This is a genomic window from Kouleothrix sp., assembly GCF_046328425.1.
GTDB lineage: Bacteria > Chloroflexota > Chloroflexia > Chloroflexales > Roseiflexaceae > Kouleothrix.
Genome location: NZ_JAXLWP010000003.1, coordinates 1 through 15,249 on the forward strand (window position 1 = coordinate 1; position 15,249 = coordinate 15,249).

10 protein-coding genes are annotated in these 15,249 nt (G+C 70.8%); 5 read left to right on the top strand and 5 right to left on the bottom strand.

Annotated elements, in window-relative coordinates; all coding sequences use genetic code 11:
* Positions 1 to 264: 264 nt before the first annotated feature.
* Complete coding sequence (locus U0177_RS00030) at positions 265 to 570, bottom strand: putative quinol monooxygenase (protein WP_409568522.1); 306 nt, start codon at positions 568 to 570, stop codon at positions 265 to 267.
* A gap of 244 nt (positions 571 to 814) precedes the next feature.
* Entirely contained in the window at positions 815 to 2,788 is a 1,974-nt protein-coding gene (locus tag U0177_RS00035) for a MutS family DNA mismatch repair protein (protein WP_409568523.1), read from the bottom strand.
* A 921-nt stretch (positions 2,789 to 3,709) separates the two neighbouring features.
* Between U0177_RS00035 and U0177_RS00040 the strand changes: the two genes are divergently transcribed.
* From U0177_RS00040 to U0177_RS00055, 4 genes are all read left to right on the top strand, one after another.
* A complete protein-coding gene (locus tag U0177_RS00040; protein ID WP_409568524.1) occupies positions 3,710 to 4,978 on the top strand; it encodes an MFS transporter in 1,269 nt (422 codons plus the stop codon).
* A 55-nt stretch (positions 4,979 to 5,033) separates the two neighbouring features.
* Positions 5,034 to 6,821, top strand: a complete 1,788-nt coding sequence (locus U0177_RS00045) for a potassium channel family protein (protein WP_409568525.1) — start codon at positions 5,034 to 5,036, stop codon at positions 6,819 to 6,821.
* A gap of 232 nt (positions 6,822 to 7,053) precedes the next feature.
* A complete protein-coding gene (locus tag U0177_RS00050) occupies positions 7,054 to 7,548 on the top strand; it encodes a methyltransferase family protein (protein WP_409568526.1) in 495 nt (164 codons plus the stop codon).
* 116 nt (positions 7,549 to 7,664) lie between these two features.
* On the top strand, positions 7,665 to 8,342 hold the full coding sequence (locus U0177_RS00055; RefSeq protein WP_409568527.1) for a hypothetical protein: 678 nt from the start codon (positions 7,665 to 7,667) through the stop codon (positions 8,340 to 8,342).
* Here the strand turns inward: U0177_RS00055 and U0177_RS00060 are convergent.
* The gene (locus tag U0177_RS00060; protein ID WP_409568528.1) at positions 8,318 to 9,070 is read right to left on the bottom strand and encodes a DUF429 domain-containing protein; all 753 of its coding nucleotides are present in this window, start codon (positions 9,068 to 9,070) and stop codon (positions 8,318 to 8,320) included. The two genes, U0177_RS00055 and U0177_RS00060, sit on opposite strands and share 25 nt — an antisense overlap.
* 199 nt (positions 9,071 to 9,269) lie before the next feature.
* Here U0177_RS00060 and U0177_RS00065 point away from each other — a divergent pair, with 199 nt between their 5' ends.
* A complete protein-coding gene (locus U0177_RS00065; RefSeq protein WP_409568529.1) occupies positions 9,270 to 11,225 on the top strand; it encodes an alpha-amylase family glycosyl hydrolase in 1,956 nt (651 codons plus the stop codon).
* A gap of 25 nt (positions 11,226 to 11,250) precedes the next feature.
* Here U0177_RS00065 and U0177_RS00070 read toward each other — a convergent pair whose 3' ends face one another.
* Together U0177_RS00070 and U0177_RS00075 are read right to left on the bottom strand one after the other, a co-directional pair.
* A complete protein-coding gene (locus U0177_RS00070; RefSeq protein WP_409568530.1) occupies positions 11,251 to 12,231 on the bottom strand; it encodes a Gfo/Idh/MocA family protein in 981 nt (326 codons plus the stop codon).
* Between the two features lie 155 nt (positions 12,232 to 12,386).
* Positions 12,387 to 14,939 carry a clostripain-related cysteine peptidase gene (locus U0177_RS00075; protein WP_409568531.1) on the bottom strand — a complete coding sequence of 851 codons (2,553 nt, stop codon included), beginning with the start codon at positions 14,937 to 14,939 and terminating at the stop codon, positions 12,387 to 12,389.
* Positions 14,940 to 15,249 lie beyond the last annotated feature (310 nt).

A 15,249-nucleotide genomic window follows, 5' to 3' on the forward strand; every position in this document is an offset into this window, starting at 1 on the left:
GTTCCCACAAAGCCTCAGAGCCTCGAAAGCGACTGGAGGCCACACATGCTTCGCGTCTTCGAGTCTTCGTGGCTATTTGACAGGACGTACGCGGTGCGCGTTTTTGCCTTCGGCAGAGCGGTACTTTTTCATGGATGCTGCTGAGATGTTGGCGCAAAGCGCCAACATCTCAGCGCAAAAGAAAGCGAAGTACCCTGCTGTCGCAGGCAGAACAAGCCGATATCGCAGCGACCGCGTAAGTCCTGCATTTGAAAAGTATCGGGGCTAGCTCGCCGCGTCGCCGAAGAACAGCGTCCGCGAGATCACGCGCGTGCGCGGCCGGGCCATCCAGGGCACCGCCGCCGCAGCCCAGCGCTGGTAGTGTGGCGACTCGCGATGCGCCGCCAGCGCCTCGTCCGAGGCGTACACCTCGTACAGCGTAAAGTGGTTGGGGTCGTCTTCGGCGCGCAGCACATCGAAGCGCAGGTTGCCCGGCTCGGTGCGCGAGCCGCGCGCGTTTTCGAGTGTCGCGGCGATGAATTCGTCGGTGTGTTCGGGTAGAATGTCGATCGATACCACCAGAACGAGCATACCAGCCTCCCTGTTGCTTAACGACACGAGCTATACGAATAGGGCTTAGGCAGCTGCCTTGTTCGGCTCCAGCAATGCGTCGGCGTTGCCTGCGGCAGCATGGTAATCAGCCATTTGTGTACAGTTTTTCCGCGCTCTGCCTGCGTAAGCTATAACGAAGTCTGTGAGCAAGCAGTGCAAGGCATCTTTCTTGAAAAGACTGCCCGCGACGCGGGCTGATGCTGCCTGCACAGCGCAGCGCTGCCTACACGCCGGTTGTTTCGTCGGCGCCCGGCAGACCCAGCATCTCCATAAGCGCAAGGGCGTTGGTGCTGGTGGCAATGCCCGGGCGCAGCAGGTAGTCGAAGCGCATCACCAGGCCGCCAGGCTCGCGCGCGAACTGCTCGGCGAAGTGCGCCAGCTCGCTGGCGCGAGACAGGTCGGGCGCATCGGCCAGCGCCAGGTCGTGGGTTGACACGGCGCCGGTCGCGCCAAGCGCGAGCAGCCGCAGGATCACCCGGCGCGCGGCGACCTGGCGCTCGGCGCTGTTGGTGCCGTGCAGGATCTCGTCGAGCAGAAACAGAGGCGTGCGCTGGCCGGCGGCGCGCTCGCGCTCGGCCGCGTCGATCACCTCTTTCAGCCGACGCAGCTCGGCCATGAAGTACGAGACCCCCTGCTCCAGCGAGTCCTGCACGCGCATGCTGGTGGCCAGCGCCACCGGCGCCAGCCGCAGCGCCGCCGCGCACACCGGCGCGCCAGCCTGGGCCAGCGCCACGTTCAGCCCCACCGCGCGCAGCAGCGTGCTCTTGCCCGACATATTCGAGCCAGTGACGAGCAAGAATCGGCCGGGCGGGCCGATCGCCACGTCGTTGTCGACGCGCACATCCGGCGGCAGCAGCGGGTGGCCAAGCCCGCGCGCCGCGAAGATGGCGCCGCCGGGCTCGCCCGCCAGCTCGGGGAAGGCCCACGCCGGGTTGTCGTGCGCGAGCGTGGCCAGCGCCGCCAGCGCCTCGAGCTCGCCCAGCGTGGCCAGCCAGCGCCGGGCCTCGGCCCCAGCCGCGCGCTGCCAGCGCTCGAGCAGCCAGAGCACATGGACGTTCCAGAGCGTGATCACCTGGACAAAGTAGAAAAACATCCAGCCGCGCAGGTCGGCCAATGCCATGATCCGCGCCATCCGGCGCATCTGCTCGTCGGCGCGTATGCCGCCGGCGCGCAGGCTGGCCTGCAGGCGCCGCAGCTCGGGCGCGGCAAACGGCTGGTCGGCCAGCAGCGCGAAGATCGCGGCGTAGGTCGCGAAGGCACCCTGCCGCTCGGCCACCTCGTCGAGGATCGCGTCGGCGGCGCGGCCGACAGTGGCGGTGATCACCACGCCGGCGGCCACGCCCAGCAGCCAGACCGGCGCCTCCAGCAGCCCCAGCCACTGCAGCGCGGCCAGCGCCAGCGTGGCCAGCGGCAGCGCGCGCGCCAGCCACAGCAGCCAGTCGCGGCCGGCCAGCCAGGGCGCGCGCTCGGCCCACGCGGCGAAGCGCTCGTAGCCGGGCTGCGCCGGGCCGAGCAGCCGGCCGCGCAGCGCCACGTCGTCGCGCAGGTCGATCAGCGGCGCCAGCTCGGCGACGGCGGCCTGGCGCGCGCGCGCCTGCTCGGCGCCGGCCGGGGCCAGCAGCCAGTCGCGCAGCGTGGCCAGCCCTACCGGCGTGGCCGGGGTGCCCAGCAGGTGCTGCAGCGACGCATGGCCCAGCAGGTCGAGGTCGGCGGCGATGCCAGCGGCCGGCGCGGGCGCCTCGGCGGGGGGCGTGGCGGCGCCAGCGGGCGCCAGTGGCGCGAAGATCTGGCCGTACACGGCCATGCCGCGCTCGGCCGGGCGGCGCGCCGGTGCCTGCGGCGCGGGCGGCTGACGCAGCGGCAGCGCCGCCCAGTCGCGCCGCAGGCGCGCCAGGCCCTCGTCGTTGATCGCCAGCAGCTCAGCATAGCGCCGCAGCGCCTGGTCGACGCGGCCGTGGTGGACGAACGAGGCCACGAAGCCAAGGCCAAACAGCGCCGCCACGCCGAGCAGCGCGGCGCTGTCGCGCCACAGTGCCACGCCCACCCACGCGATGGCGGCGGCGATCAGCGCGAGGCTGAGGTTGGCGTTGCGCGCGCTGCGGCGGCTGTAGCGCGCGCGCAGTGCGCCGAATGTGGCGCGGCGCCGCTCGTAGGTCGCGGCGGGGCCGGCGGCAGGTTCGGAGGGTTGGTTTGTCATAGCGTGGGCATGGTACGCGATCTGGCCGGGCGCGTAAAGTGCGGGGCCTGCGCGGCCCCATTCCCCGCGCCCTGTCGGGGGCTACGCGGCCCTATTCCCCGCGCTCTGTCGGGGCCTGCGCGGCCCGGCGCCCCACGAGAGCTTTCGGGGGGCTTTGCGCCCCCGTGCCCCACGAGAGCTTTCGGGGGCTATGCGCCCCCGCGCCCCACGAGAGGGCTTTCGGGGGCTACGCGGCCCCGCGCCCCACGAGAGCTTTCGGGGGCTATGCGCCCCCGTACTCCGCAGCAGAGGGCGGGCGGCCGCCCTCTGCACTCCCCCGCTGGGGGCTCCGCCCCAGACCCCGTAATCAACGCCGTCGTGTGTACACCGTTGGTGGCACATGCCTCGTGGCGCGGGTACAGGTGATGGTTCGCCCTGAGGCCTGAGCGTATGGCGTTCACGCTGGCACGGCCTTCGTTCCCGTAGGGCGCGCATCGTGCGCGCCTTCTCCGCGTCGAGGCGAGCCCGAGGCTTCGCGCCTCGCGCCGCCAGATCCATCGCAAGGCCGACATACGCCGCGCGGCGGTGTGCTACACTCAGCGCCAGAATGGTCTGCCAGAAAGGGGACGTAGCCCGTATGGCCAAGCTCTTCATTCGCGTGGGCGCCAGCATCGTCGCGTAATTGCGCCCAGGCACCCCGAGCAGCTCGCTCGCGCTATTTATTGATATCACCGGTCGGCCGGCGCGCCGCCAGGCCTATGCGCCTGGCGTGCCGCTCTGCCGTACCGGCGTAGCATAAACCGGCGGCCACAGGCGCATTCGCGCTGTGGCCGCCAATCGTGTCCGGCGGCCATGGGATCTGATCCCATGGCTTTTTTGCGTCGTGTTTGCACCCGCCAGCCGCACTGCCCAGCAGCTCGGCTTTGCTTTCAGAGGAACTCTATGACTTCCGCTTTACCAGAAACCAGCCGGCGCGCGCGCGCCGGTGGGCTGTGGCGCCACCGCGACTTTATGCGGCTATGGATCGGCCAGACGGTGTCGCAGCTGGGCTCGACGATCTCGCGCGAGGCGCTGCCGTACACTGCCATTCTGGCGCTGCACGCCAGCCCGCTGCAGATGGGCCTGCTGGGCGCGGCCGGCACCGCGCCGCTGCTGCTGCTGGGCCTGTTCGCCGGCGTGTGGGCCGACCGGGTGCGCCGCCGCCCGCTGATGATCGCGGCCGACCTGATCCGCGCGCTGCTGCTGCTGTCGATCCCGCTGGCCTACGCGCTGGGCTGGCTGCGGATCGGCCAGCTGTACGTGGTGGCGGCGCTGGCCGGAACGCTCACCGTGTTCTTCGACGTAGCCTACCACGCGCTGCTGCCCGCGCTTGTCGAGCGCGAGCATCTGGTGGAGGCCAACAGCAAGCTCGGCATCAGCGACGCGCTGTCGGAGATTGGCGGGCCGACCCTGGGCGGCGCGCTGGTGCAGCTGATCAGCGGCCCGCTGACACTGCTGCTCGACGCGCTGTCGTTTTTGTTCTCGGCGGCGATGCTGCTGCGCATCGGCGCGCGCGAGCCCGCCCCGGCGCGCCCAGCCGAGCGCGAGCACGTCGGGCGCGACCTGGCCGCGGGGCTGAGGTTTGTGTGGGCCAGCCCGCTGCTGCGCGCGATCGCCCTCAGCTCGGCGGTGCGCAATTTCTTCGGCTGGTTCTTCGGCGCGATCTACGGGCTGTACGCCATCCGCGTGCTGGGCTTCGGCACGGCCACGCTGGGGGTGGTAGTGGCCTGCGGCGGGATCGGCGCGCTGCTTGGCGCGCTGCTGGCGGCGCCGGCCAGCCGCAGGCTCGGGGTTGGGCCGGCGCTGCTGGCGGCGCTGCTGGTGGGCACGCTCGGCCCTGGCATGATCTGGCTGGCCGGCGCTGCGCCCGCCCTGGCCTTGCCGCTGATGGTCGCCTCGCAGATCGTCGGCGACGCCGCCATGGCGATCGCGACGATCAACCAGCTGAGCCTGCGCCAGGCCAGCGCGCCCGACCACATGCTCGGCCGGGTGAGCGCGAGCATGCAGGTGCTGGGCGAGGGCGTCGGCACGCTGGGCCTGCTGGCGGGCGGCGCCCTCGCCGAGCTGATCGGCCTGCACGCCACCGCCGGCGTGGCGGCGCTGGGCATCGCCGCAGCGGCGCTGCTGGCGCTCGCCTCGCCGCTGCGGCGCCAGCGCGAGCTGCCGGCTTGACGCGGCGCGTACAATAGCAGCGAGGCCCGCGCGCCACGCAAGAATGAGACGACGCATGCCACCAGCATCACACTCGAGCCGTCGCCGGCCGCCGCGCCGCCGCTACCCATTCTGGCGGCTCATCCGCGCCAACTTCTACGACTTCGGCCTGCTGCTGCGCGACTCGTGGGTGGCGCTGGTGAGCTTTGCGCTGCTGGCGCTGGCCGGCACGCTCTACCTTCACTACGGCCACCCCGCGCGGCTGGGTTTCGCCGCCGCGCTGTTCGAAACACTCAAGCTGGTGACGCTCCAGACCGGCCTGGAGCTGCCAAACGACCTGCTGGGCGAGGCGCTGTTCTTTCTCATCCCGCTGCTCGGCCTGGCGCTGATCTTTCAGAGCGTGCTGAACTTCGGCCGCCTGCTGCTCGACAAAGGCAGCCGCCGCGAGGCCTGGCAGGTGGCGCTCGCCGCGACCTACCGCGACCATGTGATCGTCTGCGGGCTGGGGCGCGTGGGCATGCGCGTGGCAGACCAGCTGCTCAGCAGCGGCTACGCGCCGGTGGTGATCGAGCGCGATTGGCGCAGCGCATTTGTGGCCCGCGCGCTGAGCCTGAAGGTGCCGGTGGTGATGGGCGACGCGCGCGAGCCCGAGGTGCTGCGCCAGGCCGGGCTGGCGCGCGCCCGCGCGATCGTCGCCACGATCAACGACGACCTGGCGAATATCGAGATCGGGCTGACCGCCCGCGCCCTGCGGCCGGGCATGCGCGTGGTGCTGCGCGTGTTCGGCGAAGACCTCGACCACAATCTCGAGCGCGGGTTTGGCGCAAACTCGGCCTTCAGCGCCTCGGCTCTGGCCGCCACCACCTACGTGGCCGCCGCCATGAGCCACGAGATTGAGTACGCGATCCCGGCGGGCGGCCAGCTGCTCTGCGTCGCCCGCCTGGTGGTTCAGGCGGGCGGCCAGCTGGCCGGCGCCGCGCGCGCGCTCGAAGCGGAGAGCGGCGCGCGGCTGCTGCGCCACCACGATTCGTTCGGCAAGCACGTGCCCGGCGGCGCCGCGCGCCCGATTGGCCCCGGCGACCAGCTGCTGCTGCTCGGGGCGCTGCCCGCGCTTGAGGCGCTGCGCCAGCGCAACGGCGGCTCGGGCGGCGCAGCCACCCCCCGCCACCCCACCGACGAGCGCGATACCGTGATCGTCTGCGGCCTCGGCAAGGTCGGCTACCGCGCGGTGCTGCAGCTCGACCAGCTGCGGCCGCGGCCGCGAATTGTGGTGGTGCGCCGCGACGACGGCCGGCCCGACTTCGTGCAGCGCGTCAGTCGCCTGCCCGGCGTGCGGATCGTGGTCGGCGACGCGCGCGAGCCCGAGGTGCTGCGCCAGGCCGGGATCGAGCGCGCCTACAGCGTTGCCGCGCTCACATCCGACGATCTGATGAACCTGCAGATCGGCCTGGCGGCGCGGCGCCTGCGCGCCGACGCGCACGTGGTGCTGCGGGCTTTCAGCGACGCGCTCGCCGACAAGCTGGCCGATATGTTCGGCATCCGCACGGCGTACAGCACCTCGGGCCTGGCCAGCGCCACGCTCGCCGCCGCTGCGGTGCTGGGCGATATCGCCTACGCCTTTGCTGCCGACGAGGCGCTTTTCTCGGCCGACCAGATCAGCGTGCGCGCCGGCGATGCGCTGGACGGCCGCACAGCCGGTGAGCTGCGCGACCAGCACGACGCGCTGGTGATCGAGCTGCGCCGCGACGGCCAAGCGTGCAGCCTGCCCGCGCTCGACCTGGCGCTGGCCCCCGGCGACACAATCACGCTGCTCGCCGATATCGATGCCCTTGAGCGCCTGCGCGCACTGCTGCGGCGCCACTAGCCGCGCCGGCTGCAACAATGCGCGCCCCCGGTCGTCTCTTCCCCAGCAGTACTTTCCTTTTGGACGTGTGCGTGTTTCCGCGCTGCGCGGAAACACGCACAGATACAGGGCTCGTGCAACGTCTTTCGCCCCCTCCCCCTACCCTGCTACCGCAAGTGATCAGCCGGAGGTGGTATGACACCGTGCAGGCGCGATCTATCGCGCCTGCACGCCTTCGGGGCAAGGAGAAGATATGCCGCAGAATGCCGCGCACACGAGCCGCTGGGCGATTGCGGAGGTGGTGTTTGGCAGCGCTTTGCTGGGGGCGCTTGTGCTGCACTGGCTGGTGCCGCTGTCGCTACCGCGCGGCCGTTTTGCTTTCGTCTTTGGCCTGGCCGGCGTGTCGCTGATCATCGCGGGCGTGGCCTGCGTCGTGCTCGCCCGGCGCGAGCTTGGCCGCTACGGCCAGCCAACCGATCCCGGCCGGCCGACCGGCACGCTGGTGACCACCGGCGTATTTTCGATCTCGCGCAATCCGCTGTACCTGGGGGCGATCGGCGTTCTGCTCGGCGCCGGGCTGGCGTTCAATATGCCCTGGCTGCTTGTGCTGCTCGTACCGGCGGCCGTGGCGTGCCACTACGTGCTGGTGGCGCCAGAAGAGCGCTACCTTGCCGATAGATTTGGCGCGCAGTACCGCGCGTACGCGGCGGCGGTGCGGCGCTGGTTCGGCCGCACGCGCCTGCCGTAGCATCCGAGCCTGAACCAAGCGCCAAAACTCTTCTGCCGGCCGCCGTTTGCCTCGCAGCGCCGCCTGTGGTATCGTGGCGCCGGTTTAGCGTGTATCTGACGAGGAGAACCGCCCGCATGAGCCCTGGCGCTCTTCCGCAGGCCGCCCGCCCTGTGCCGCTCGTAGGCACCGGGCTACGCCTGCTGGGCTGGCTGGGGCTGGGCCTGGCACTGCTGCTGCTGTTCGCGCTGGCGGCCCGCGCCGCGCCCGGCAGCTTCGAGCTGGCCGCCGACGACGCGCTGGCCGGCCGCGCGCTCTACGGCATGGACCCGCTCGAAGCCAGCCCCGCCGGCGCGTTTCGCTGGTCGGGGGAGTCGTGGGGCGTCGCGCTGTTTGGCTTTGTGCGGCCCGGCCCGGTGCTGCTGACGCTTGAGGCCAGCGCGGCGCGGCCCGACGGCGCCCCCGAGGCCGAGCTGCGCCTCGACGACGGGTCGCTCGCGCCGCCGCGCTTCACGGTGGCGCGCGAATGGCGCCGCTACCAGGTGCTGCTCGAGCCAACCGCCGTCACCGACGAGTACCAGGTGATCCCGTTTGCCAGCAGCACGTTCGCGCCCGGCAGCTCGGCCGATGGCCGCGCGCTGGGCGTGGCGGTGCGGCGCGTGCGCGCCGACCAGCTACCCCTAGACGATGCGCCGCCGCTGCCGGCGCGCGCGCTGTTCCTCGCCGGTGTGGTGCTGCTGGCGGCGCTGGCGCTGCTGGCGCAGGCGCGGCGGGTCGCACTCCGCCAGGATCAGCTCAGCGGCACCGGCGTGTAGATATACCCGCTTTCCATCGAGCCAAAGCAGCGGCAGCGCGCCGCGCCCCAGCGAAAGGCGTACAGCGCGATGTAGGCGCACATCACTGCGTCGGCTTGATCTTCGTAGCCCTTCAGGCGGCGCCCGCGCAGCGCCGCCACATCCTGGCCGGCAAACGCCGCCACGCCGCGCAGCGGCGGGTCGAAGCCGGCCAGGCCCGCCAGGTGGCGCTGGTACGCGGCCCAGGCCGCCAGCCGGGTGTCGCGCGAGCGCCGCGGCTTGGCCTTGTACTTGAGCGTGCGCGCCAGCCCGAACAGCGCCACCATCGCGGCGTGCGGGTACACCTCGAGCACCTGGCGCACCGGGGCGCCCGGCGCCACGCTGCAGCGGTGCGCGAAGCCGAGCCGCGCCATGCGCTCGACAAGCAGCTCGCCGCGCACGCCCTGGCGGAAAGCCGGCAGCCCGCGATTGGCTGGGTGCGCGCCAGCCTGGTAGCGTGCGAACACCGCACCAAGCTCGGCCTCGGCCGGCCGCCGACCGCTGGCGTTCGGCACCCACAGCGGCGCGTCCACCGCCACCAGCGCCGGCGTGCCGGCTGGCGCAGCCGAGGCGACATACGCGGCGATCTCGTCCAGATCGCCGAGCAGCGCCACGTCGGCCAGCTCGCCGGCGTGGGCATCGCCGCGTATGATCGCCGCGCCGCTGGGGTTGTGCGGCGCCCAGGCCAGATCGATCCCGATAAACAGCATGCTCGTTCTCCGCTGTGCCGCGCTCTCCCCGCGAAAGCCGGCGCAAGAATCGCCAGCCGCGCGCCCGCGCTGCACTCCCTGCCCGTGAATATGCTAAGATAGCGCGGCCCACGCGCCACCGGGCACGTGCATGCCTGCAAGAGGCAGCCGGAAGTACGCTATAATTCTCATGTAAGCCCTTTCATGGAGGAGGCCGATTATGCCGGATGCGGAGTGGATCCGCCAGCACGCTGCGCTCGCGCTTGAACGGCTGTGGCCGCGCGTCGAGGCGCGCCTGGCCGCACAGCGCGCCGAGCAACCCGGCGCGTGGCAAGCATTCGAAACACGGCTGCGGCGCGAATGGGAGCGCCTGTTTGGCCTGCTGTTCGAGCTGTACGCCACGAACTACGATTTCTTCTACCACCTCGAAGAGCTGCTGATCGACACTGCGGGTAGCTGGCTCGACCGCCCGGCCTGGCTGAAAGACCTCGACGCCCAGCGCGAAGCCAACCCCGAGTGGTTCCAATCCGAGCAGATGGTCGGCGGCGTATGCTATGTCGACCTGTTTGCCGGTAATCTGAACGGTATCCGCGCAAAGCTGCCCTACTTCAAAGAGCTGGGGCTGACCTACCTGCACCTGATGCCGCTGTTCGCAGCGCCCGAGGGCGACAACGACGGCGGCTACGCGGTGAGCAGCTACCGCGACGTGAACCCGGCGCTCGGCACCTTCGACGAGCTGCGCACGCTGGCGCGCGAGTTTCAGGCCCAGGGCATCAGCCTGGTGGTCGATTTCGTCTTCAACCATACCTCGGACGAGCACGCCTGGGCGCGCAAGGCCCAGGCCGGCGAGCCCGAGTTCGAAAACTACTACTTCATCTTCCCCGACCGCACCATGCCGGATGCCTACGAGCGCACGCTGCGCGAGATCTTCCCGACGGTGCGGCGCGGCAGCTTCACCTGGCGCGCCGATATACGCCGCTGGGTCTGGACGACGTTTAACAGCTTTCAGTGGGATCTGAACTACGCCAACCCGGCAGTGTTCCGCGCCATGGCCGGCGAGATGCTGTACATCGCCAATGCCGGGGTCGAGATCCTGCGGCTCGACGCGGTGGCATTCATCTGGAAGCGCATGGGCACCAGCTGCGAGAACCAGCCCGAGGCGCACAAGATCATCCAGGCGTACAACGCGCTGGCGCGCATCGCCGCGCCGGCCATGCTCTTCAAATCCGAGGCGATCGTCCACCCCGACGACGTGCTCAGCTATATCAGCCCGCAGGAGTGCCAGATCTCGTACAACCCGCTGCTCATGGCACTGATCTGGGAGTCGCTGGCGACGCGCGAGGTCAAGCTGCTGGTGCGCTCGATGAACACGCGCTTCAAGCTGCCGCGCGGCTGCGCCTGGGTGAACTACCTGCGCTCGCACGACGACATCGGCTGGACGTTCGACGACGGCGACGCGCAGCGCGTCGGCATGAGCCCGTACGACCACCGGCGCTTTCTGAATAACTTCTACATCGGCCGCTTCGACGGCTCGTTCGCGCGCGGGGTGCCGTTTCAAGAGAACCCCGACACCGGCGATGCGCGCGTGTCGGGCACGCTGGCCTCGCTGGCCGGGCTCGAGCAGGCGCTGCAAGCGGGCAACGAGCGGCTGATTGACATGGCGGTGCGCCGGATCATTATGATCCACAGCCTGATACTGAGCATCGGCGGCATACCGCTGCTCTACCTGGGCGACGAGACGGTGACGCTGAATGACTACTCGTACACCAGCGACCAGGCCAAAGCCGGCGATAGCCGTTGGGTGCACCGGCCCGCGGCCGATTGGCAGCGCAACGAGCAGCGCCACGACCCGACGACGCGCATCGGGTGGGCTTTTTCCGAGCTGACGCGGCTCATCCGGCTGCGCAAAGAGCAGGCAGCGCTGCGCGATGGCGACATGGAAGTGGTGGACAGCGGCAACCCGCACGTTTTCAGCTTTGTGCGGCGCCACAGCGGCCAGCGCCTGCTGGTTGTGTCGAACTTCTCCGATGCGCCGCAGTTCGTCGATAACAACCAGCTGCGCATGTATGGCCCCGGCTACACCTTCACCGACCTGATCTCGGGCCAGGCGCGCACCGCCGAGAAGCCGCTGCGGATCGAGCCATACCAATCGATGTGGCTGGCGGCAGCCGATTAGGGGCTGGGGCTGGGCGGCTGCCGCGCTAGCGTTCGGGCTCCAGCGCTACCGGCCGGCCGGCGCCGATGCTCTCGAGCACGGCCAGGCTGATCCGCAGCGCCGCGAGCGCGTCGGAGGCGTCGCAGCGCGGCGGGGGGCCGCCGCCCAGCCAGCCTATGCAATCGCGCATCTGGAGCAGGTAGGGGTCGTCGGGGCCAGCCCCCGCGGGCACGGCCACCCCTGCGTCGGCCGGCGCGCCGGGCAACGCTGCATCGGGGCGGCTGTCGTAGCGCAGCTGCCCGGCGCTGCCGGCAAGCTCAAAGGTACTGCGAAAGCCGTCGACAAAGCCCCAGCTGCCTTCGATGGTGGCGGCCGCGCCACTGCGGAAGCGCAGCTCGGCGACGACATGCTCGGCGCGCGCGGCGCCGGGAGGGCTCACCCGGCGCGCCGACACCTGCTCGACCGGGCCGAACAGCCAGCGCGCCCAGTCGAAATCGTGGATCATCAAGTCGAGCGCCACGCCGCCGCTGCGCGCGCTGTCGGCGTACCAATCGCCGGCCACCACGGGGAAGCTGCCGCCCCGGCTGGCATGGAGCCGTACCGGCGCGCCCAGCTCGCCGCGCAGCAGCGCCGCATGGGCGGCGGCATAGGCCGGGAAGTAGCGCACCACCAGGCCGATCGCGAGCTTCACCCCGGCGCGGCGCGCCACCGCGATCAGCGCCTCAGCGTCGGCCAGGCTGCGCGCCAGCGGCTTCTCGCAGATGATCTGCTTGCCGGCATGCGCGGCGGCCTGCACCAGCGCCAGGTGCGTATCGGTGGGCGTGGCGATTACCACGGCGTCGATGTCGCGCCGCGCCAGCAGCTCCTCGGGGCGCGCGAGCTCGGTGCCAAGCTCACGCGCCAGCTGCTGGCTCGCCTCGGAGGGCGCGCGCACGCCAAGCCCGGCCAGCTCGGCCCCTGCGATCTGGCGCAGCGCCCGGGCGTGCACACGGCCGATCGCCCCGGCGCCTATCACGGCTACTCGCATTTGCATTCCTTTCATCGACACGAGTTACGCGGTGTCCTCCCGCGTGAGGCTTGGAGGGCTTGCGCCCTCCAGATCACTCTTGGCTGGTCGCGGCCACGGCGGTGGCCGCGACCAGCCAAAGGCAGTTTTCGGCGGCTTCGCGCTTCAGGCAAGCCCTAATCAATCGCGAAACTGCCCAGCATCTGCTCGAACAGCGCGGCGCTGGCGGCAAGCTGGACCGGGCGCCTCGATGTAATCAGGTAGGTCGCGCCGGCCGGCTTATCGCTCACGGCCACGCCGAGCACGTGGAACAGCACGCCATTCTTGTCTTGATACACGTACTCTGTGCGCAGGGCTGCATGCCCGGCCACGCGCGCCGGCGTAGGCGCCTGGCGCCGCGCAAAGCCCGGCGCGCGCGCGTCGGCGTCGAGCAGCGCCGCGAGCATGGCCTTGTTCGCGGCGGCGAGCGTGCCCTCGAGCGCGTAGGCATCCACGCTGGCATACGCCTCGGGCGCGTCGTCGGGGCTGGCCAGCACCACACGGTCGGCGCTCGACGAGGCCACCTGCCAGGTAGCGGGGTAATCGATCCGCGCGCCGAGCTGATCGTCGTAGTAGCGCAGAGTATCGGGCGCAGCGCCGCTGGCCGCTGCGGCCGGCGCAGCGGGGATGGGCGGCAGCGCCGCGCCACGCGGGTTGGCGACGGTCACATCGGCGTATTGATCGTGGGTCGCGCCGGCGATGCTTTCGACCATAAGCCCGACGACATATTCGCCTGCGGGAGCCTCGGCGCTAAACGCGCTGAGCGGCTCGGCCCCAAAGGTAATCGGCGCGCCGTCGACCTTGCCCTCGGCTTCGGGGTCGTTCTCGTCGTAGATCGGGATGCTGGGCAGAAAGCTATCGCCGGCGCGTGGCTTCAGCTCGCGCGGGCGCGGGTTCGTGCCGCCGGCCTTATCGAACGCCCAGATGTGTGTGAGCGTGCCGCGGCCCTGGGCCACGTCGAACTCGAGGCTCGCCGGCGTGCGCTTGCCGGTTTTGCGGCTGACATAGCTTCCGGCCACGCTGTAGCTGTTCGAGCCATACTCCACCGGCGCGAACGGCGCGAGCACCACGTCGCGGCCGTTGGCCAGGTACCAGCTCGAAGCGCGCCAGCTCAGCTGCACGCTGTCGCCGTCGCGCCAGGCCGGGATCGCGCCATTCGTCGACGCGCCGGGCGGGTAGATATAGTCGCGCACGAGCACCCGGATGCGGTTGGCGGCGGCGGGGTCGGGCCTGCCGACGAAATAGTACACCTGGGCGGTGTCGTCGCCGCCGATCGTCGTCGCGAGCGCCAGCGGCGCGTCGGGCGCGGCGGTAGCCTGGCTAAGCTGAAGCGGCGCGACGAGCGAGCGGGCCGAGCTGGCGCGGCCGGCCTTGTAAAACGCCTGCAGGAACTCGTCCCAGCGAGTTGTGCGCGTGAGCGGCGAGGCCTGGCTGTAGCTGGCGTCGTAGTGCTTCTTCTTCCAGGGGAAATACACCGACAGCCCGGTCGACTCGGAGTGGTCGGCGCCGTAGCCGTAGGCGATCTGGGCGGTGTTGATCGTCGCGCGCAGCGCGCGGGCGGCGTTTGCGATATCGGGCGCGGCCTTGGGGGCGGCAAGCGCGTCGGCGAAGTAGCCCAGGTCGATCGCGCTGATATCGGCGTCGCCCGAGGCATACTCGGCGGCGTGGGCGCGGGCCTTGCCGATCGCGGCGTACGAGCGCGGCAGCGCGGCGATCAGCGCGCCCGCCAGCGTGTCGAGCTGGCTGGTCATCTGCTCGACTTTGCCGAGGTCGAAGGCCGCCAGCGTCACCGAGGGGTCTTTTTCTTTCTTGTAGAACGCGGCGAAGCTCTTGATAATGCTCGGCGCCAGCGCGGCGGCGCTCTGCTGAGGGTTGTTAGCCAGGGCGCCTAGCCAGGCGTTCCAGGCCCAGCCCTCGCCCGGCTCGAGGTCGGCGCTGCCGACGGCCACCTGGCCGAATGGCGCGATCGCCTGCAGCACGTCGATCTGGCCCATCAGGCAGGCGTCGAAGCCGATCAGGTCGAACTTCTGCACGCCGGTACGCTGGCGCACGTCGGCGAGCGCGCCCGCCAGCTCGGGCAGCGTCAGCATATCGCCATCGCTGGAGTCGTCGCTGGCAACGCCCGGCCAGGCCGCGCCGTGATCCCAGAAGATCAGCGCGTAGTGCCTGGCGGGGTAGCTGCTGATGCCCCAAGCCACAAAATCGGCCAGGGTGCGCGGGTCGCCCATGTCGAGCTCGCCGAGGTCGGCCAGCTGGTTGCTTTTGGTCGGCCGCTTGTCGCGCTCGACGCGGAAGCGCTTGACGCCGCGCCAGTCGCCGTTCGACGTGTCGTCCCAGTCCTCGTCGGATGCGATCCGGTCGAACTGCACGACGATATTGAGGGCGCTGCTCGAGCCGACGCTGGCCATCTCGGCGTAGTCGTCGATCGCGTCGGGCTCGAGGTCGTTGTCGCCGTCGAGGTACACCAGAACTGTCCACTCGGCCTGGGCAGCCGGCGTCGCCACGGCCGGCGGCAGGGGCGTGGCGGTGGCGCGCGGGCGCGCCGTGGGAGCGGCGGTGGCGCGCGGGCGCGCCGTGGGCGCCGCTGCTGGCGTGTCTGCCAGGCAGCCGGCCAGGCTGGCGGCCAGCAGCAGCAGCGCCAGCCAGCGCGAGCGGAAAAGGAGCGAAGTGGGGGCGATGCGAGCGGGCATTGGTTGCTCCTGATGCTGATACGACATATGCGGCCGGCGTTTTGCCCTCGGCGGAGCGGCGCTTTTCGTGTATGGTGCTGCGACGTTGGCGCGGGGCGCCACCATCACATCGCATCGCAGAAAGAGGCGCGCAGCGCGCACCAGCCACACTATTCCTGCTGGCGCGGGCCTAGGGTGCGCCCTCGGCGCGACAGGCCCGGCCGGCTAGCGCGCCAGGTACGGCGCAGGCCATCGCGGGCGGGCAGCTCGGCGCGCGGCCAGCCGCCTCGACGCGCGCGCCCCGCGTGCCGTACAGCGCCGCGCAGCGCTC